At 68.4% G+C, this 18,553-nt stretch carries 22 protein-coding genes; 19 read left to right on the top strand and 3 right to left on the bottom strand.

Annotated features, from left to right (window positions below):
- Positions 1-48: 48 nt before the first annotated feature.
- Positions 49-207, bottom strand: a complete 159-nt coding sequence (locus tag Q8791_RS23540) for a hypothetical protein (protein WP_330093964.1) — start codon at positions 205-207, stop codon at positions 49-51.
- Between the two features lie 427 nt (positions 208-634).
- Here Q8791_RS23540 and Q8791_RS23535 point away from each other — a divergent pair, with 427 nt between their 5' ends.
- From Q8791_RS23535 to Q8791_RS23520, 4 genes are all read left to right on the top strand, one after another.
- Positions 635-841, top strand: coding sequence for a hypothetical protein (locus Q8791_RS23535; RefSeq protein WP_330093963.1), 207 nt, complete (start codon positions 635-637; stop codon positions 839-841).
- Between the two features lie 226 nt (positions 842-1,067).
- Positions 1,068-1,490 carry a hypothetical protein gene (locus Q8791_RS23530; protein WP_330093962.1) on the top strand — a complete coding sequence of 141 codons (423 nt, stop codon included), beginning with the start codon at positions 1,068-1,070 and terminating at the stop codon, positions 1,488-1,490.
- 193 nt (positions 1,491-1,683) lie between these two features.
- Positions 1,684-2,175 (top strand): phage terminase small subunit P27 family, encoded by a 492-nt coding sequence (locus Q8791_RS23525; RefSeq protein ID WP_330093961.1) that lies wholly within the window; start codon positions 1,684-1,686, stop codon positions 2,173-2,175.
- Positions 2,150-3,859: a terminase large subunit gene (locus Q8791_RS23520; RefSeq protein ID WP_330093960.1), complete on the top strand. Its 1,710-nt coding sequence runs from the start codon at positions 2,150-2,152 to the stop codon at positions 3,857-3,859. The genes Q8791_RS23525 and Q8791_RS23520 overlap by 26 nt, the downstream gene beginning before the upstream one ends.
- Here the strand turns inward: Q8791_RS23520 and Q8791_RS23515 are convergent.
- Both Q8791_RS23515 and Q8791_RS23510 read right to left on the bottom strand, forming a co-directional pair.
- On the bottom strand, positions 3,846-4,310 hold the full coding sequence (locus Q8791_RS23515) for a GntR family transcriptional regulator (protein ID WP_330093959.1): 465 nt from the start codon (positions 4,308-4,310) through the stop codon (positions 3,846-3,848). The genes Q8791_RS23520 and Q8791_RS23515 overlap by 14 nt on opposite strands.
- A complete protein-coding gene (locus Q8791_RS23510) occupies positions 4,307-4,546 on the bottom strand; it encodes a hypothetical protein (RefSeq protein WP_330093958.1) in 240 nt (79 codons plus the stop codon). Before Q8791_RS23510 ends, Q8791_RS23515 begins: the two co-directional genes overlap by 4 nt.
- Positions 4,547-4,589: 43 nt before the next feature.
- Here Q8791_RS23510 and Q8791_RS23505 point away from each other — a divergent pair, with 43 nt between their 5' ends.
- The 15 genes from Q8791_RS23505 (at position 4,590) to Q8791_RS23435 (ending at position 18,545) form a co-directional block, all read left to right on the top strand.
- Positions 4,590-4,805, top strand: coding sequence for a hypothetical protein (locus tag Q8791_RS23505; RefSeq protein WP_330093957.1), 216 nt, complete (start codon positions 4,590-4,592; stop codon positions 4,803-4,805).
- Positions 4,802-6,790: a phage portal protein gene (locus Q8791_RS23500; protein WP_330093956.1), complete on the top strand. Its 1,989-nt coding sequence runs from the start codon at positions 4,802-4,804 to the stop codon at positions 6,788-6,790. Before Q8791_RS23505 ends, Q8791_RS23500 begins: the two co-directional genes overlap by 4 nt.
- 4 nt (positions 6,791-6,794) lie before the next feature.
- Complete coding sequence (locus tag Q8791_RS23495; RefSeq protein ID WP_330093955.1) at positions 6,795-7,676, top strand: HK97 family phage prohead protease; 882 nt, start codon at positions 6,795-6,797, stop codon at positions 7,674-7,676.
- 114 nt (positions 7,677-7,790) lie between these two features.
- Positions 7,791-9,104, top strand: coding sequence for a phage major capsid protein (locus Q8791_RS23490; protein WP_330093954.1), 1,314 nt, complete (start codon positions 7,791-7,793; stop codon positions 9,102-9,104).
- Between the two features lie 9 nt (positions 9,105-9,113).
- Positions 9,114-9,392 (top strand): hypothetical protein, encoded by a 279-nt coding sequence (locus Q8791_RS23485; protein ID WP_330093953.1) that lies wholly within the window; start codon positions 9,114-9,116, stop codon positions 9,390-9,392.
- A 104-nt stretch (positions 9,393-9,496) separates the two neighbouring features.
- On the top strand, positions 9,497-9,673 hold the full coding sequence (locus Q8791_RS23480; protein ID WP_330093952.1) for a hypothetical protein: 177 nt from the start codon (positions 9,497-9,499) through the stop codon (positions 9,671-9,673).
- Positions 9,674-10,207 (top strand): hypothetical protein, encoded by a 534-nt coding sequence (locus Q8791_RS23475; protein WP_330093951.1) that lies wholly within the window; start codon positions 9,674-9,676, stop codon positions 10,205-10,207. It begins immediately after the preceding gene.
- On the top strand, positions 10,204-10,542 hold the full coding sequence (locus Q8791_RS23470) for a hypothetical protein (RefSeq protein ID WP_330093950.1): 339 nt from the start codon (positions 10,204-10,206) through the stop codon (positions 10,540-10,542). The genes Q8791_RS23475 and Q8791_RS23470 overlap by 4 nt, the downstream gene beginning before the upstream one ends.
- A gap of 8 nt (positions 10,543-10,550) precedes the next feature.
- A complete protein-coding gene (locus tag Q8791_RS23465) occupies positions 10,551-10,847 on the top strand; it encodes a hypothetical protein (RefSeq protein ID WP_330093949.1) in 297 nt (98 codons plus the stop codon).
- Positions 10,844-11,257: a hypothetical protein gene (locus Q8791_RS23460; RefSeq protein ID WP_330093948.1), complete on the top strand. Its 414-nt coding sequence runs from the start codon at positions 10,844-10,846 to the stop codon at positions 11,255-11,257. The genes Q8791_RS23465 and Q8791_RS23460 overlap by 4 nt, the downstream gene beginning before the upstream one ends.
- 141 nt (positions 11,258-11,398) lie before the next feature.
- Positions 11,399-12,058 (top strand): phage tail tube protein, encoded by a 660-nt coding sequence (locus Q8791_RS23455; protein WP_330093947.1) that lies wholly within the window; start codon positions 11,399-11,401, stop codon positions 12,056-12,058.
- An 83-nt stretch (positions 12,059-12,141) separates the two neighbouring features.
- Positions 12,142-12,405: an Ig-like domain-containing protein gene (locus Q8791_RS23450; protein WP_330093946.1), complete on the top strand. Its 264-nt coding sequence runs from the start codon at positions 12,142-12,144 to the stop codon at positions 12,403-12,405.
- 123 nt (positions 12,406-12,528) lie between these two features.
- Positions 12,529-12,873: a hypothetical protein gene (locus tag Q8791_RS23445; protein ID WP_330093945.1), complete on the top strand. Its 345-nt coding sequence runs from the start codon at positions 12,529-12,531 to the stop codon at positions 12,871-12,873.
- Between the two features lie 98 nt (positions 12,874-12,971).
- Positions 12,972-13,334 (top strand): hypothetical protein, encoded by a 363-nt coding sequence (locus tag Q8791_RS23440; RefSeq protein ID WP_330093944.1) that lies wholly within the window; start codon positions 12,972-12,974, stop codon positions 13,332-13,334.
- A 15-nt stretch (positions 13,335-13,349) separates the two neighbouring features.
- On the top strand, positions 13,350-18,545 hold the full coding sequence (locus Q8791_RS23435) for a phage tail tape measure protein (RefSeq protein ID WP_330093943.1): 5,196 nt from the start codon (positions 13,350-13,352) through the stop codon (positions 18,543-18,545).
- Positions 18,546-18,553 lie beyond the last annotated feature (8 nt).

Here is an 18,553-nt window from a genome sequence, read left to right as displayed (position 1 = left end):
CGCTGCGACCCGTATCCTGGATTCGGATATGTAGTGCTGTTGGCACTATTACCTGATGCTGGTTGCCGCCAGTACCAGGGCTGTCACTCCTCCTCCTACGAGGATGAGGAAGGCCAGGCGGGTGGTCTTCGGTCCGCTTTCCAGTGCTCCTTGGACCACCCGCACGCACTCGTGGAGCACGGGGCCCAGCCAGTTCAAACGCGTCACCTCCTCTCTCTTCTCTTGTCCGGCCACGAAAAAAGCCGCACCTTCCAGCGAGCAGTCCGGAAACTGCTAGAGGTTCCCCGAAGGAACTCGCTGAAGATACGGCTTGTGTCTGCCTAGTGTCGGTCCTGGTTGCTTCTGCACAGGGTGTTCCGGCACCCAGCAACCCGTGTTAGCGATGGGCTTCACCAACGCGATCAGTGTAGGGAATCCCACCGGTTTCCGCTACTGGAACACGAAGGGACGGTGCCCGGTGCCTGCCCGCCCCCAGCAGCCGTGCAAGACCCCCGGGTGTAAAGGGAAAGCCCGACCGGGGAGACCGACCTGTGGGGAGTGCCGCACACGGTCGAACCGGAACCTGAGGCAGCGCCGCGGCCACTCCACCGCCCAGGGGTACGGGCACGCCCACCGGACACGGTTCCGCCCCGGGGTGTTGAAGCGCGACCGCCAGTGCCGCATCTGCAAGAAGGCCGAAGCCGTCGAAGCCGACCACTGGCCGTTGGACCGCAAGACGCTGGTGGCCATGGGCCTCGACCCCGACAACCCCGAGTACGGGCGCGGGCTGTGCCACTCCTGCCACTCCTCGGAGACCGCCCGGTATCAACCCGGGGGCTGGTACCGGCACGCCCCCTGGTAGGCCCCACCCCGGGGGTACCCCACCCACCGGGGGAGGGCACCCCACACCACCCCGCACCAACCCGGCCCGCACCCCACCGCGTTCCGCGCCCCCGGGGAGACAGGAGGGAACCCCTGTGGTGCGCCACGCCTGCCCGACCCCGGGATGCCCCAACACCACCAGCACCATAACCCAACGGTGTGACCGGTGTGCACACCGAACGGGGAGAGCCCACCGGGTCACCCTCGTGTGCGGCCCCCCATGCGCCGGCAAGAACACCTACGTCACCCAGCACGCCCGACCGGGTGACCTCGTGGTGGACCTCGACGCGTTGTACACGGCGGTCAACGCCCACCCCACCCGGGCCGACCACGACCAACCCCCAGCCCTGACCCCGTTCGCCCTCGACGCACGGGACGCCATCCTCACCCGGCTCCTCCACGGAGACCACAACCTGCGCGCCGCCTGGGTCATCCACTCCGCCCCCGAGCCGCGAACACGGGCCGAATGGAAGCAGCGAGGCGCAACGGTCGTGATGGTCACAGCACCCCATGAGGTACTGACCCACAGGGCCCGAGGGCAGAGGCCCACACCATGGGTCGACCACATCACCGACTGGCACCGCCGCTACCAACCCGGGCACGTCGACCACACCATCACCACCGGGTAACCCAACGCCACCACCCAACACACTCCGACATAACCGCAGGTCAAAGCCCGAATTGTGGGCCCCCGGCACCCCACCCAGGGGGTAGGGGGGTCTACATCGCTCTGACCTGCGGAAACGCCGGGCGCGCGGGTGACTCGCCGTATCCGCCGACGAGATAGCCGAAAAATATCCGCCCCGGGGGAGGTGCGTCCTCGTGGCCAAGCCCGGCCCCCGCCCCAAACCCACCTCCCTCAAGCTCCTCGACGGCACCCGCCCCGACCGCGTCAACACCGACGAACCCCTCCCCGGGCAAGGCACCATCGCCCCACCCGCGTGGCTGGTCGCCCTCCACAACCAGGCCGACCCCGCGTCCCCCTACGAAACCGCCCTGGACGTGTGGAACCGGCTCGCCCCCGACCTCGAAGCGAAGACCGTCCTCACCCCGTGGGACGTCGACACGTTCGCGGTGTGGTGTGACGCCGTTGTCCGCCACCGCGAAGCCGTGGACGAGCTCGCCCAGTACGGGGTGATGGTCATCGGCCAGAAGGGCGAGCGGGTCAAGAACCCCGCCGTCCAGATCGCCCGCGACTACGCGGAAACCATGACCCGTATCGGCGCCCGCTTCGGCCTCACCCCCTCGGACCGTGCCGGTCTGAAGATCGACCGGGAGGAGGTCAGGGGTGGAGCCGAACGATTCCTCTCCTGACCTGCCCGCCTGCTCCTGGACCCACGACGGCCTGACCTGCCCCGAGCACGGCAACCACTTCTGCACCCCGCGCGCGAACCACGCCCAGGGGTTCATCGAAGAGGTCCTGGTGCACACCAAGGGCACCTACGCGCGCAAGCCGTTCATCCTCACCCCGTGGCAGCGCGACGACATCATCCGGCCGCTGTTCGGGGCGGTGCGCTGGTCCGACGAGTACCAGGACTACGTCCGCCAGTACTCCACGGCGTGGATCGAGCTCGCCCGTAAGAACGGCAAGTCCGAGATCCAGGCCGCGATCATGCTGTACCTGCTCGTCGCTGACGGCGAGGAAGAAGCCGAGCTGTACGGGTGCGCCCGCGACCGCGACCAAGCCTCGCTCGTGTTCAACGTCGCGAAGCGCATGGTGCAGCTCTCCCCGGTGCTGTCGCGCCGGTTGCAGGTCAAGGACGCCAACAAGCGCATCGTCGACCCGAAGACCGCGAGCTTCTACCAGGTGATCGCCGCCGACGCGGCCGGCGCCCTGGGCTACAACCCGCACGGGGTCGCGGCAGACGAGATCCTGGCGTGGCGCAAGCGGGACCTGTGGGACGCCATGGAGACCGGTATGGGTTCGGGTGCCCGCCGCCAGCCGTTGATGATCGCGGCGACCACCGCGGGCAACGACCCCGCGTCGTTCGCGGCGAACATGCACAACGAGATGCAGAGGATTTTCGACATGCCGGGCCGGTCGTCGCACACGTTCGTGTACCTGCGCAACACCCCGGAGGACGAGGACCCGTGGGATGAGGCGACGTGGAAGATCGCGAACCCCGCCCTGGGCGACTTCCTGTCGATCGAGAAGTTCCGGCAGGCCGCGTCGGACGCGAAGAACGCCCCGGAGAAGGAGAACGCGTTCCGCCAGTTCCGGCTCAACCAGTGGGTGCGCCAGTCCACGAGGTGGATGCCCATGCACCTGTACGGGGAGAACCCCGGCACGGTGTGGGCCCACCCGGACCAGGCCCGTGAGGAACTGGCGGGCCGGGAAGCCTACGGCGGCCTCGACCTGTCCGCGAAGTTCGACCTGACCGCGTGGTGTGTGCTCCTCCCCCCGGAGGAGAAGGGCGGCCCCGTCGACGTGCTGTGGCGGTTCTGGCTCCCCGAGGACGCCCTACCGAAGCTCGATGAGGAGAACGACGGCGCGTTCACCCGGTGGGCCGAACAGGGCTGGCTGACCATCACCGAAGGCAACATCATCGACTACGAGCGGGTGTACGAGGACATCGGCGAGGACGGCGACCACTTCGCGTTCCGCGCCGCGCACTCCGACGAGTGGTCGATGTGGCCGGTCATCAACAAGGTCGCGGACCTCACCGGGTTGGACCCGGAGGAGGGCGAGATCGTCGCGTACAAGAACACCTACGACCGGATGACCCCGGGGTTGAACGAGGTCATGGCGTTGGTGAAGACCCGCCGGTTCGCGCACCACGGCAACCCGGTGGCGTCGTTCTGCTTCGACAGCGTCGAGGTGCGCCGCGCCCCGTACAACCCCGACCTGATCCGCCCCGACAAACCGGAGCGGGACAAGTCCGGGAAGCGCATCGACGGCGTTCCAGTGGCGGCCATGGCCGCTTCAGCGTGGGCGCTCAATGACGACGACGAGGACAGCGGTTCCGCCTACGAAGGCCGCGGCCTCACCGTCGCGTGACCACCCGGCCCTTGCCCTGCACCACCGAGACGAGCCCGGCCCCTTCCAACGCTGCGAAGGCGTGCCGGGCCGTCGTCCGCGACACTCCGTAGGCGCGTTGAAGGTCCGACTCGGACGGTAGCGGGTCCCCCTCGGCGAGGTCACCGCTGGTGATGCGCTCGCGCAGATCACGGGCGATCAACCGGAACGGCGCCGGCACCTTTCCGGCCGGGCGGGCCCGCTCCTCGCTGGTGGACACGACCCGGCCCACCCCGGGCACCGCCCGCACCAACCCGGCCTTCTCCAACACGGCCAACGCCCGCCGCACCACCGTGCGGGACACCCCGAACTCGCGGCCCAGCGCCGCCTCTGACGGAACCGGCCCGCCGGCCGGAAGCCGCCCATCCTCGATCCGTCCGGTCAGCTCGGCGGCCACCTGCTTGTAGGTACCCCACCCTGCCCGCTGCTTCACCGTCGCGTGACGCTCAACAGCCCCGGACCGGACACGGGCTGAGGCAGGACGAACCCGTCGACCTCCACCGTCAGCTCGACTGACTGCCCGTCCTCGGCCACCGTCGCGGCAACGACCCGCCCCTGATGCCGCCCCTCTGGCGTGTTCACGGGGATGGTCTTCCCGATCACGCCATCGAACGCGCCTTCGGCGAACCGGGAGCCCTCACCTGCGGGCTGAACGAACGACATTCTCATGCGCCCAACCTACCGGGCCGACCCACAGAAAGGGGGTGGGCCCGTGTTCGCGTGGTTCCGGCTCCTGCTCCGCCGCGAGGTCATCGTGAACCTCCACAACGGCACCGGCTTCCGCGGAGTCCTCTACCGCAAGGCCGGACGTCTGGTGGAGTTGCGCAACGCCACCCGGCTCGAACCCGGCCTGGAACCCGCCGAGTGCGACGGCGCGGTCATCCTCGAACGCTCCGAGGTCGAGTTCTGGCAGGTGATCCGGTCGTGAGCTTCATCGTGTCCGGCGGCGAACTTGAGCACGTCCGTGACCGTGGCGGGTACGACCTGCCGCAGGCTCTCCAGCTCGGCAACCAGTGGGTGGAGTTCGGGGCGATCTTCGAGGCCCAACCGCAGGTGCAGACGGTCGTCAGCTTCCTGGCCCGCAACATCGCCCAACTCACCCTGCACGCCTACGAGCGCCGGTCCGACACCGACCGGCGTCGGCTCACCAACCACCCGCTCCCCAAGCTGCTGGACACCCCTCTCCCGGGCCGCAAGATCACCCGCTACCAGCTGTTCACCCACATCATCTCCAACAGGGCCATCTACGACGACGCGTTCGTAGCGAAGATCCGCGACCCCAACAGCGGACGTGTGATCGGTCTGCTGCCGGTCCCGCGCCCATGGGTGCACCCCGAAGGGGGGTCGTGGATCGAACCAGCTGAATACGTGGTGGGTGGGAGGGTGCGGGTCCCCGCCCAGGACATGATCCACTTCCACGGGTTCGCGGTGGACTCCCTGTGGCACGGCACCTCGCCGCTGTTGGCGCTGCGGAACATCCTCCTGGAGGAGTACGAGGCCAACCGGCACCGCCAGCAGATGTGGCGCAACGGGGCCCGCACGTCCGGGTTTATTCAGCGCCCGCAGATGAAGGGCAAGGACTGGTCGGACGAGGCCCGCGAACGGTTCCAGCGCGAGTTCCGCGACCTGTACACCGGAGACGGCGCCGACGCCGGGGGAGTGCCCGTCCTCGAAGACGGGATGACCTACGTCCCCGCCGGGCTCGACCCCAAAGCGGCCCAGTACATCGAGGCCCGCAAGCTCACCCGCGAAGAGGTCGCCGCCGCGTACCACATCCCCCCGCCGCTGGTCGGCATCCTCGACCACGCCACCTTCAGCAACATTCGTGAGCAGCACAAACAGCTGTACCAGGACACGTTGGGGCCGTGGCTGGTCGACATTGACGAGTCCCTTGAGAATCAGCTGGTTCCCGAGTTGGCGGACCCCGACCTGGTGTACCTCGAATTCGACATCAAGGCGAAGATGTCCGGGTCGTTCGAGGAGCAGGCCATTGCGGCGTCCACTGCCGCTGGTGCCCCGTGGATGACCGTGAACGAGATCCGCGCCCAGAACAACCTCCAGGAGTTGGAGGGCGGCAACGAGCTCGTGGTGCCGCTGAACGTCACCCAGGGCGGGCAGGCGTCTCCGCGCGACTCGGCTCCGCCCCCCGACCTGGGGAAGGCCCGCACGAAGACGCGGACCCTGCTGATCAAAGCCGCCCCGCCGGAACGCACGGTGACGCGGGCGACCGACGAACTGTCCCGGTTCTTCGCCCGGCAAGCCCGATCCCTTGGGGCGCTGCTCGGTGCCGCGAAGGCCCGCGGGCCACTCACGAAGGACTCGGCCGCGTCCGTGAACTGGGACCGGTGGGAGACCGAACTGGCCCTGGTCCTGGGGCAGGTCAACCTGTCCACGGCCGCGGCGTCCGCGCGGGCCGCCCTGGAGGAGATGGGGGAGGACCCGGCCAACTACGACCCGGAGTCCACTGCCGTGTGGCTGATGGACAACGCGGCCGAACAGGCGCGGGCGACCACCGACACCTCCCGCATTCACGTCGAGGAAGCCCTCGAAGCGGACGACCCGGCCGAGGCGTTGAAGGCCATGTTCGCGACGTGGGCTGCGTCCCGCTCCGTTGAGCTGGCGGCCCGCCAGACCCAGCACGTCGCGGGCTACACGTCGGTGAAGGAAGCGGAGCGGGTGTTCGGTGACACCGGCCGGAAGACGTGGCGGACCACCGCCCGCAACAGCCGTGCCACCCACGCCCGGATGAACGGCCAAACGGTCCCGCTCACCGGCAAGTTCTCGAACGGCGGCCGGTGGCCCGGCGACAGCATCCTGCCCGCTCGCGAGTCCGCGAAATGCAAATGCCAGCTCAGCATCACCGGCGTCCCGCAAATCGAAGACGACCCCGGCGGCACGCCGGACGAGGAGTAACCACATGATGCGCACGAAGTCCGTGCCCGTCCAGATCAAGGCTGCGGGCGCGCACGAGGGCACCGAAGACGGTGTTGTCGAGGCGATCGTGGCGACCTACGACAAGGACAGTGTCGGGGACAAGATCGCCCCCGGCGCGTTCGAGAAGACCCTGGAGGCGTGGAAGTCCTCTGAGGACCCCATCCCGTTCATCTGGTCGCACGACTGGTCCAACCCCGACGCGCACATCGGCGTGATCGAGGAGGCCAAGGAAACCCCCGAAGGGCTGTGGATCAAGGCCCGCCTGGACCTGGAAGAGCCGTTCGCCGCGAAGGTGTACCGGCTACTGAAGGGGCGTCGGGTCAAGCAGTTCAGCTTCGGCTACGAGGTGTCCGAGGGCGCGTTCGTGGACCTGAAGAACGACGACGGTTCCCGCACCGGCTACTACGAGCTGCGGGAACTGAAGCTGTTCGAGGCCGGCCCGTGCTTGGTCGGCGCGAACCAGAACACCAGCCTCGGCACTGTCAAGACCGCTGAGGTGGGGCTGACCGAGGAGCGGGTGCGCGCGATCGTCGCTGAGGCCCTGGCCTCCAAGTCCACCGCCCCCGACGACGGCCCCGAACCCGCCCCGGACCCGGCACCCACCCCGGCCGCCGCGGACCCCGAACCGACCGAACCCCAGACCACCCCGCCCGCTGAGTGGGACGCAATCGTGTCCACGCTCGCGGCGCTCTCCGACCAGGTCAAGCACCTCACCGACCAGCTCAGCCAGCAGCCCACCCCGGCACCGGCCCCGGACGCCACCGACGACACCCCCGAGGGTAAGTCGGCCGCGGACGAACCCCCGGCCCCGGACCCGCTGCGCGCCCAGCTCGCCGACCTGACCGCCCACCTGGCCGACCTGTAACCCACCACCCAACCCGCACGTTTTTGCAGGCCACACCAGCCCCGCCACCCCAACGAGGGTGTGCCCGGCATCGGTGCCGCCTCGCTCCACTTCCACGGAACGAGGAAACACCGCATGTCCCGGAAGACCCTGGACCAGCTCAAGGACGAGCTGAAGGCCCACGCCAAGGCCGCCACCGACATCACCGACACCGCCGAGGCCGCGGGCCGCGACTTCACCGAGGACGAGCGCGCCACCGTCCAGAAGCACATCGAGGCCGGCGCTGATCTCGCGAAGCAGATCAAGACCCGGCAGGGCGACACCGCTCTCCGCGACGCCCTGAAGGGTTTCGACGGTATCGAGTTCGAGCCGTCCAACGACCAGCGGCAGGAGCCCGGGAAGGCCGTCGACCTGGGCGGTAAGTCCCTCGGTTCGCACTTCACGGACTCGGCCGAGTTCAAGGACCTGCTGTCCCAGAAGACCGGCCAGCACTTCAACTCCAACCAGCGCATCACCTCCCGCCCGGTCGCCTACAAGGACCTGCTCACCGGCGGCGACCGCACCTCGGCGGGTGGCCTGGTCCGCCCGGACTACCGGGGGCTCCAGCTCGGCCTGGACCCGTTCCTGCGCCCGCTCACCATGCGGGACCTGGTGACCGGCGCGACGACCACCTCGGACACCATCGAGTACACCTACATCGACACCGTCACGAACCGGGCCGAGTTCGTCGCGGAGTCCACGTCGGTGGAGAGCCCCGCCACGCCGTCCCCGGCGACCGGTGTCAAGCCGCTGTCCGGGTTCACCACCCGATCCGAGTCGACCACGGTCAAGACGATCGCGCACTGGTTCGCGATGACCCGCCGCGCCCTCTCCGACGTGGCGCAGGTCCGTTCCCTCGTGGACGCCCTCCTGCGCTACGGCCTGGAGGAGAAGATCGACCGGGAGATCATCAACGGCGACGGGTCCACCTCGGACTCCCTGCGCGGTATCGCCCACACCCCCGGTGTGCAGGTCCTCACCGTGGACCCCAACGGCGGCAACGCGGTCAGCGCGAACATCGAAGCGATCCGTCGCGCGAAGACCATGACCCGGCTCGGCGCCCGCGCCCAGTCCAACGGCGTCGCGGTCAACCCCCTCGACCTGGAGTCCATGGACCTGGTCAAGGACAACGAAGGCCGCTACGTGCTCGGCGGGCCGGTCGCTGCTGGTGGCACCAACACGCTGTGGAACCTGCCGGTGGTGGAGAACGAGGCCGTCCCTCAGGGTGAGCTGTTCGTGGGCGACTGGTCGAAGGCCGTCCTGTACGACCGCGAAGAGGCGAGCATTACCGTCACAGATTCGCACAGTGACTTTTTCGTGAGAAACATGGTCGCCGTTCTCGGCGAGTGCCGCGTGGCCCTGGCTGTCCTCCAGCCCAGCGCGTTCGTTCGCGTCGAGCTGGCCGCGTAGGAGGAACCCATGGCAACTGAGGGTTACATGAGCGAGTTCCAGGGGCGTCTCCGGTCGGCCGGTTCCGCAGAGGAGCTGGCCGACCTGCTCGGCGACACCGGCGGCGAGACCCCGTCGACCGTGGCGTGGTCCGCTGTCACCGGCAAGCCGTCCACGTTCCCGCCCACCATCGGCACCACCGCGTCCACGGCCGCCGCAGGCAACCACACCCACGCGAACCTCGCGACTGCGGATGCACTGTCGGCGCTCGCCGCGAGGGTGCAGGCGCTCGAAGACGCCGCGAGCTGATGTTCACCCACCGCAAGCGGGGCGTGTGCCCGGTGTGCGGCGCTGACCATGCGTCGTGCGGCACACCGGGCCAGGGCCCCAGCGTGATCACAGGAGGGAAGGGGGTGACACCAGTGCCCAACGGCAAGCTCGCCGTCTACGAGGTGACCGTGAACGGCTACCCGACGAAGATGCAGCTCACCGAGGCCGAGGCCCGCAGTCGCGGCCTCATCGCTGACGAGCCCGACACCAAGCCGACCGGCCGCCGCACCAAGGCCACCAAGCAGGAGGGGGACGAGTAGATGGACCCCTCCGACTGGCCGCCGCTCGCCACCCTAGACGACTGGCCCCGATTCACCGAGGCCCGTCAACCCGACCACGCTGAACACCTCCTCGCCGCCGCGGGCCGCAACATCCAGGACTGGTGCGGGTGGCCGATCACCCGGTACACGGCGGTGGGTGAGGAGTACGACGGCCGGGGCGGCCGGGTCCTGACCCTGCACACGATGCGCCTTCACGAGGTGGCCGAGGTGCGGGTGGACGGGGCCCCGGTCCAGTTCCGGGTGTCGCGCCGGTACGGCCAACTCGAACGGGTGGGCGGGTGCTGGCCGGTGGGGTTCGGGCGGATCGAGGTCGACTACACGGCCGGGTTCGACCCCGCCCCGCCGAACCTGACCCAGTTGTGTGTGGAGGTCGCGGCCCGGGGGTCGAACATTCCGGTGTCGGTGTCCTCGGAGACCGTGGACCGGCGCACCGTGAGGTTCCGGGCGGCCGTTGAGCTGTCGGAGTTCGACTACTCGGCGTTGTCCCGCTACCACCTCGGACCGAAACCATGACCGGCGGCATCTGGGCGGACACCGTCACCCTGATCCGCCGGGAGGTGACCGGCCGGGACCGGTACGGCAACGACGTGTACGAGGACGTCCACGAAACCCTCACCGGGTGCTCGTGGCAGCCCCTCGACTCCGCGGAACGCGCCGACCAGGTCCAAGACCAGACCGTCGCCTACTTCGACCTGTACATCCCGGGCCTCGACCTGGACATCGACGCCGTCGACGCGTTCGAGCACGCCGGCACCCGCGCCGAAGTCCACGGCCCCGCCTCCTACCACCGGTCCGCGACCGGGCTCCTCGACCACATCGCCGTCCGGCTCCAGGAGGTGCGAGGATGACCCGCCCCATGAAACCGCAGCGCCCCGGCGAGGTCGTCCGCGTCTTCTACATGGGGGTCGGTGACGCCATGCGCGAAGCCGGTATCCAGGAAGCCGCTGAACAGCGTGCCGCTGATATCGCACGCAACGCGAACGCTCTCGCCCGAGGCGTGGGGATCGACGGGACGTTCACCGTGGAAACGTCGGTCCGTAAACGCGGCAAGGGCAAGGGGCGCCCTGAAGCGCGGGTGCGCGCGGACAGCAGCCACAACCACGAGCGCGAACATCTGCTGTCGCTCCTCCAGGCCGCGGGGAGGGTCGTGTGAGTGCTCTGCTCGACCCGGACGCCCCGAACCTCCTCGCGACCGTCGTCTCCTGGCACACCCAGGAGGTTCCCGAGATTCGCACCGTCACCAAACGCCCGGCCGGCGCACGCCTGGAAGAAGCGTTGAAGGCGGGTCCGCTGCTCCGGGTCGGCCCCCAGCCCGGCGGGACCCGGTCGTGGGCCGGGGACACCACGATGATCCTCGACTGCGACTGGTACGACACGGACCTGGACGTCATCCAGGCCGCGGTCAAGGCCAGCGTGGCCGCTTTTGAGCGGCTGGCCGCCCGGTTCTGGGCCGGGGTGCTCGTGGATGACTGCGCGGTCCACCTCGAACCCGGGTCCGCCCGCCACGAGTCCGAGCACATCCTTCGCTACTACGGGGCGTTCCGGGTCAACACCCGCGCCTGACGTTCCTGCTGAGAGCCGCGCGCCCCCGCCCAGCCTCCTGGGCCCGGCCGCCTGCGCCGCCTCCCTCACCTGATCTTTGCGAGCCCCTGCCGCCCAGCGGCCCGGGGCTCCTTCCTCATGCCCAAAAGGAGGTGGCCCACCGTGGCCACTGTCGAGTCCCAGTACACCGTCGCCAAGTCGGCGGTGTTCAAGGGCCTGTTCGTCGCCGTGTTCGTCGCGGACGCCGATGTCGAGATCCCGACCGAGCTGTTCGACGAGGACGGCAACCTCAACACTCTCCCGATCGGCTGGCACCCGGTCGGCTACCTGACCGAGGACGGCATCACCCACTCCCGTGAGCGGGACATCGCGGAGACCATGGCAGCCCAGGAGGCCGCGTCGATCCGGGACGACGTGCAGACCGACACGTCCACCTCCCAGATCGTCGCCCTGGAAACCAGCCCGGTCGTCCTCGCCCTGTACGAGGGGCTGTTGTTCTCCCAGCTCGGTACCCAGCTCGGCGCCCCGCTCGCCTGGTCGAAGGACGCGGTGCCGAAGATCATCGAACGCCGGTGGCTTTTCGTTGCGGTGGACTACTCCAAGAGCACGGGCGCGGAGAAGATCCGGGCCCGCCTCTACCCGTCCGGTGCGGTCACGGAGATCGGCGACGAGACGGAGAACCGTGCGGACGCTAAGGGCTACGAGATGACGGTCAAGGCGTACAAGGACGCGGCGGTCAACACCGACGTCCTGCACTGGATGGACGGCCCCGGCTGGCGGGAGATGGCCCCCACGGACCCGGACCCGGCCCCTTCTCCCTGATGGTGACGCCCCCAACAGCAACAGTCCTCCTGGACTAAGCGTCACCGCCCACCCGCCCATCTCTCACCTGGAAAGGCGCACGCGTGGCTACCCAGCAGCTCACCGCGACGCTCACCCTCACGGACGGCACCGCCGAACCCGTCACCTCCACCGCGACGTGGACCAGCTCCGATGAGGCGGTGGCCACCGTGTCTACCGCCGGTCTGGTCACCGCTGTTGGCCCGGGGGAGTGCACGGTCACCGCCTCCCACTCCGGGCTGTCCGGCACGTCCACGATCACGGTCCCCGAGCCCACACCGGAAGCCCTCGCGGTGTCCCCGGCGTCGGCGACGGTCGACCTCGACTAACCCTCGATCCGAACCCGGCCGGTGGCCCACAGGGGTGAGCCCCACCGGCCGGGTTCTTCGCTGACCCCACCCGGGTCGGCTCGCCCCAGCGCCCACCCCACACCCCGTCAGGAGACGAACCCCATGGCCCAGAACCGCAAGACCCGCCGCACCCTGTCCGCCGTCAAGCGCAAGTTCGCCGACAAGCTCGGACTGGAGTCCGCGGAGAACCCGGTCGTCCCGTTCGAGGGCGAGGACGGCCGGACCTACACCATCCCCCACCCCCTGTTCGCGGGCGACGAGTGGTCCGATCAGGTCGACGCCGCGAAGACCACCGCCGACAAGGCGCGCGCGATCCTCGGTGACCAGTACGAGCAGTTCCGCGACCACCCCGAGCACAGCGACAACGATGTGTTCCTCATCTTCATGGACATCCAGACCAGCCTCAAGGACGAGCTGGTGGACGGCGCGGGCCCTACACAGTCCTAGACCTTCTGGGGGATTCCCCCGAGGAGGCCGAGGCGGTCGAGGCCGCACTGATCGCGGAGTACGGCGGCCGGGACTGGCTCGGTGACTACCTGGTGACCATGGACGCGGACCTATCCGGCGGTACCGAACCGCCCGCCGGACGGGTGTCCCTCCGCCAACTCCGGGTGCTGATCGAGCACCTGCCGCCCACCTCGGCGTACCACAGGGCGGCCCGGGGTCACACGTGGACCGATGACACGTACCTGCTCGCGGTGATCGCGGACGCGGTCCGGGACCACGCCACGGTCACCGTCGCCGTCAACTCCAAGAACCCGCGCCGGGTGAAACGCCCCGACCCGATGCCGCGCCCGGTGGACCACGCCGAGGAAGCCCGCAAGGCAGCTGAGGCCGAAGCCGCGGCGAAGGCGTTCAGGGGCATGGTCGGCCGACTGACCCCCGGATTCGAGCACCTATTCCAGTAGATCAAGGGGGCCCTGGTGGCGACCACCGTAGGCGCCGTATGGCTCAACGTCCTCCCCTCGATGAGGGACTTCACCAAACGCCTGACCGGGGAAGCCACCTCGGCTGCGTCCCGGGCCGCGAAGGTCGGCGGTGCCAAGCTCGGCGCGGACATGGTGGACGAGGCCTCCAAGGAGGTCCGCAAGACTTCCGCGAAGGCCGCCCGGGAAGCTGGGGAGAAGATCGCTGACGAGGCCACCAACGCCGCGACGAAGAAGCTCCCCCGGGAGATGGGCAAGGTCGGAGAAGCAGCAGGCCGGGCCCTGTCCGAATCCGCGAGTAAGGCCGCGGCCTCGTCCCTGCCCGCCGCGATGACTGCCGCGTCCACGAAGGCCGCACAGGACGCGGTGGCCGCGGTCGCGAAGACCACGGAACGCACCCTGCCCGCCGCGTTGTCGGCGCAGGCCGGGAGGGCGGGGGAGCAGGCCGGGGCCGCGATGTCCCGGGCGATGGCCCAGTCCTACCAGCCACCCACCGGGGGTTTCTCCGGGTGGGTGTCCTCCGCGACAACGGCGGCCCGCGAAGCCGGTTCGGCGGCGATGTCCTCGCTCGGCGGGGTCATGTCGGCGGCCGGGCCCGCGATCACCTCGACCCTGTCGGGTGTGGTCGGCGGTGCGATCGTCGCCGCGTCCCGTGACGGTGTGGCCCGAGCTGGTGAGGCGTGGTCGTCCGCGGGGGCGGCGATGGCGTCGGCGGGGCAGGAAACAACGACTGCTTTGTCGTTGCCGATGGCCGCATTCGGCGCGTTGACGCTGAAAACAGCAGGTGATTTCGAGCAGCAGATGAACCGGGTGCGCGCCGTTACGGGTGCGACCGGTGGCGAATTCGATTCCCTCACCGCACTCGCTCAGGAGTTGGGTGCGACCACCCAGTATTCTGCGTCTGAAGCTGCGGACGCCATGGGCTTTCTGGCCATGGCCGGTTTCGACACCGACCAGATCATGTCGGCCCTGCCCGACACCCTGAACCTGGCAGCTGCCGGTGCCATCGATCTCGGCGAAGCCGCTGATATCGCGTCGAACATTCTCACCGGTTACGGTTTCCAGGCTGAGGAACTGGGCCGTGTCAACGACATTCTCACGGAGACGTTCACTTCCTCGAACGTCAACATGCAAATGTTGGGCTACTCCTTCAAGTACATTGCCCCGGTCGCGAACTCGGCTGGTTTGCAATTCGAGGAAGTGGCCGCTGCTGTCGGAATGCTCGGCAACGCCGGTATCCAGGGCGAGCAGGCCGGCACGTCCCTGCGGGGTGCGATCAGTCGACTGCTGAAGCCCACCGGGGCGGTCGCGGACACCCTGGACGACCTGGGTGTGTCCGTCAGCGACTCGTCGGGTCAGATGCTTGGCCTCGCGGACATTTTCGAGCAGTTGGAAACCGCGGGGGCCACCACCTCCGACATGATCACCATTTTCGGGCTCGAAGCGGGTCCGGGAATGATGGCGCTCCTGGACCAGGGTTCCGGGGCGATGCGGGACTTCACTGCCGAGTTGGAGAACTCCGGTGGTGCAGCGGAAACCATCGCGGACATTCAGATGGAGGGCCTGAACGGGGCCATCCGTGAAATGAAGTCCGCGTTTGAGGGTCTGCTTTTGGCGGTCGCGGATTCGGGTTTGCTCGACGCCGTCACCGCTCGGGTTGAGTCTTTGGCGTTGGTCATCCAGGACCTTTCGGAAACCAACCCGGAACTGTTGAACACCGCCGCGTCGGTCGGAATGTTCCTGGCCGCGCTCGGCCCCATCATCTGGATCGGCGGCCGGGTCGTCGGCACCATCGGCGCGATCACCACGGCGGTCGGTGGGACAGGCAAGTTCCTGGCCGAGATGACCACCGGGTGGAAGGGCGCAGGGACGGTGTGGGCAGCGGGCACCCCGTTGGTCACCCGCCTCACCGCAGCGATCCGCACCCAGTACCTCGCGATGAAACTGGTGTGGATCACCACGGGCCGGGCCACGGCCGCGATGATCCTCCACAACACGTGGGCGAAGATCGTCCGGGTCGCGACGCTGGCGTGGCAGGGCGCCCAGTGGCTCCTCAATGCCGCGCTGAACGCGAACCCCATCGGGCTCGTGGTCATCGCGATTGCCGCGCTGGTGGGCGGGCTCCTCCTCGCCTACCGCAACGTGGACGTCTTCCGCGTGTTCGTGGACGACCTGTGGGTTTCCGCGAAGGCGCTGTTCGCCCAGCTCGAACCGCTGGTGCCGGTGTTCCTCCAGATCGCCAAGGTCACCATCGGGATCGCGTTCGCCCCGCTGATCGCCGCGTTCCTGCTGCTGCGCACCGTGGGCCGGGCCGCCTGGTCGTGGCTCCAGCCCGCGTTCGAGTGGCTGTCCGACTTCTGGACCACCGATCTTCAGCCGAAGGTGCAGGCCATCGGCGACACCTTCACCGCCGCCTGGTCCAAGGTGCAAACCGCATGGCGGCTCCTAACCGGGCTACTGTCCGGCGACGTCAGCCTCGACGAGATCGGAGCCGCGTTCCGCCGCGCCGGCACCGACATCGCGAACTGGCTGCGGGCCCGCGGCGAGGACATCGCGGACTGGGTCAAGGAACTCCCGTCACGGCTCGCTGCTGGCGCGTCCGACCTGGCCGACACCATCCGAGACTGGTTCGCACCGCTCCCGGGTGTGCTGGCCGGGGTTGGCCGGGATGTAGTGGACTGGGTCAAGGACCTGCCGCGCCTGATCTGGGAGGGCGGCACGGGGCTCGGGGAATCGTTCCTAGGCCTGCTCCGCAACCTCTCCGACCCGGCGACCCTGACTCAGATCGGGCAGGACATCGCCGGGCAGATCACCGGCGGCCTGGACTGGCTACTCGACCAGGCCGCGCTTCTCCCGTCCAAGCTCGCCCCGAAGCTCGACGCGGTCGTGTCTGCGGTCGTGGCGTGGGCGCAGGAACTCCCGGACCGGATCGAAGCGAAGGTCTCCGATCTGGCCGACCGGGTGACCGACTGGGCGTCCGAGGTGGGCCCGGCGGCCGTGGACAAGCTCCAGTCCACGGGTGAGGACATCGCCGCGTGGTTCCGGGGTCTCCCGGCCCGGGTGCGGGACTGGGTGGACATCGACGCGTTCGTGGAGTGGGCCCGTGAGATCCCGGGCCGTATCCGCGACATGGTCGATATCGACGCCGCTGTGGCGTGGGTCCTCGACATGAAGGACCGCGCGATCGTCCGGTTGGGCGAGGTCGCGGATTCCGTTATGGAATGGGCGCGGGGCCTCCCGGACAAGATCCGTGGTTGGATCGACAACGCCGCGCAGATTCAGGCGTGGTTTGTTGAGTGGGGTCCGAAGATCGTCGCGGGTCTCGGTATCGCTTTCCTTGTTGTCGCGCTCGCTATTCCTGCTCTGCTCGCTACGGTGGCTGCGTCCATCCTGTTTGTCCTTGGCGTTATCGTCATGGAACTGGGCGTGTGGATCTGGGAGCGTTTCACCGGGTTGATGGAGACCGCTGCGGCGGCCCTTCAGTCGAAGGTGAATGCGGTTGGTGCGAAGTTCCGTCAGATCCGTGATCAGGCTGTTGCGGCGATCCTGAATTTGCGTGATCGGGTTTTGGCCTATTTCACGAATTTGCGTGATCAGGCTGCTGTGCGGGTTCAGGCGTTGCGGGATCGTGTGGTCGGTGCGCTGATCAACGCCCGTGATAGGGCTGTGGCTGCGGTGCTGTCGTTGCGTGATCGCGCGGTCGGGTATTTGACGACGTTGCGTGATTGGGGTGCGTCGCGGGCTTCGGCTCTGCGGGATCGCATTGTGACGCCTTTGCAGACGATGCGGGATCGGGCCATTGAGGCTTTCCGTGCTGCGAAGGATGGTATTCAGGCGGCCTGGCGACAGGTTGAAAGTATCACCAAAAAGCCCGTCTCGTTCATTGTGAACCGTGTTTACAATGACGGAATTCGGGCCACCTGGAATAAGGTGGCCGGGCTTGTTGGAATGAATGAACTCGGTCGCATCAACGGCTTCAAAACGGGTGGCATCATGCCCGGATACACGCCCGGACGCGACCCGCACAAGTTCTTCAGCCCCACCGGCGGAAGGCTTGAACTGTCCGGCGGCGAAGCCATTATGCGCCCCGAATTCACGCGCGCTGTCGGCCCCGGCTGGGTCAACACCATCAACGCAGCAGCGCGCTCCGGCGGTATCGGCGGTGTTCAGTCCGTTCTCGGGTTCGCCAACGGCGGCGTGTACGGCGGGGTGCAGTCCTTCTCCGAGGGCGGCATCCTCGGCCGACTCGCCACCTTCGGCTCCAACCTCGGAAGCATCTTCGACGGCGACGGACTCGCCGGGGCAGCCAGCCAGGTCCTCGACCCGCTGATCGAGACCATGCGCGGCCGGTTCACCGAAGGCCGGTGGGCACAGGCCATGGTGTCCGTGCCCTCCGCCATGATCGACAAGCTCCTCGACTGGTTGAAGAACACGGTCGGCGAGAAGCTGGGCGGCAACGGCAAGGCCGTAGCGGACGCCGCACGCGGCCACCTCGGCATCAGCGGGAACCCGAACCAGTTCACGAGGGCCTTCGGAATGAACGGCCTCGCGTGGTGCGCCATGTTCGTGTCCGAGGTGATCAAGCAGGTCAAGGCGCAGGACGCGTACAGCAACATCCGGTCCGCGGCCGTCGCCTCGTTCGCGAACTCCTCGATGGACTCCGTGCGCGGGGTGGGCAATACCCGCCCTGGTGACCTCGCCGTCTACCAGGGTTCCGGCCCCGGCGGGTGGCAGCACATCAACGTCATCGTGGACGAGCACGGTGGCACGGTCGGCGGTAACGAGTCGAACGCCGTCCGGTTCTCCTCCGGCTACTCCAGCCGGGCGGCGAAGTTCATGAGGCCGCGGGCGTTCGCGGACGGCGGCCTGTGGTGGCAGGACACCGACTTCAACACCCAGGCCACCACACCGCCGCTCACCCGACTGTTGCAGGGCCTCGACACCGTCCCGACCCTGTACGACACGGGCGGATGGCTCATGCCCGGGTTGCAGCTGGTCGCCAACCAGACTGGCCGGCCCGAACCGGTGCTGACCGACCGGCAGTGGGCGGACCTGCGCGCCGCCCGTGAAGGGGTGCGTGGTCGGGAGCGTCCGAACCAGACGTTCCACATCACCGAGACCGGCGACCCGCGCATCACCGCACGCAAGGTCATGACCGCCCAGTCCGACTGGGACGCACTCCACCCGGCATGACCAGTAAC

It is taken from the genome of Nocardiopsis codii (assembly GCF_036327455.1).
Lineage (GTDB): Bacteria > Actinomycetota > Actinomycetes > Streptosporangiales > Streptosporangiaceae > Nocardiopsis > Nocardiopsis codii.
The sequence above is the reverse complement of the archived record's forward strand: the minus strand, read 5'-3'. Positions and strand labels throughout refer to the sequence as shown.

What these genes read in the sequence shown, in the direction of transcription:
- Q8791_RS23510 (WP_330093958.1), bottom strand. Translation starts at nt 4,546, where the DNA reads ATGAGAATGTCGTTCGTTCAGCCCGCAGGTGAGGGCTCCCGGTTCGCC.
- Q8791_RS23495 (WP_330093955.1), top strand. Translation starts at nt 6,795, where the DNA reads ATGATGCGCACGAAGTCCGTGCCCGTCCAGATCAAGGCTGCGGGCGCG.
- Q8791_RS23490 (WP_330093954.1), top strand. Translation starts at nt 7,791, where the DNA reads ATGTCCCGGAAGACCCTGGACCAGCTCAAGGACGAGCTGAAGGCCCAC.
- Q8791_RS23485 (WP_330093953.1), top strand. Translation starts at nt 9,114, where the DNA reads ATGGCAACTGAGGGTTACATGAGCGAGTTCCAGGGGCGTCTCCGGTCG.
- Q8791_RS23475 (WP_330093951.1), top strand. Translation starts at nt 9,674, where the DNA reads ATGGACCCCTCCGACTGGCCGCCGCTCGCCACCCTAGACGACTGGCCC.
- Q8791_RS23470 (WP_330093950.1), top strand. Translation starts at nt 10,204, where the DNA reads ATGACCGGCGGCATCTGGGCGGACACCGTCACCCTGATCCGCCGGGAG.
- Q8791_RS23465 (WP_330093949.1), top strand. Translation starts at nt 10,551, where the DNA reads ATGAAACCGCAGCGCCCCGGCGAGGTCGTCCGCGTCTTCTACATGGGG.
- Q8791_RS23445 (WP_330093945.1), top strand. Translation starts at nt 12,529, where the DNA reads ATGGCCCAGAACCGCAAGACCCGCCGCACCCTGTCCGCCGTCAAGCGC.
- Q8791_RS23440 (WP_330093944.1), top strand. Translation starts at nt 12,972, where the DNA reads ATGGACGCGGACCTATCCGGCGGTACCGAACCGCCCGCCGGACGGGTG.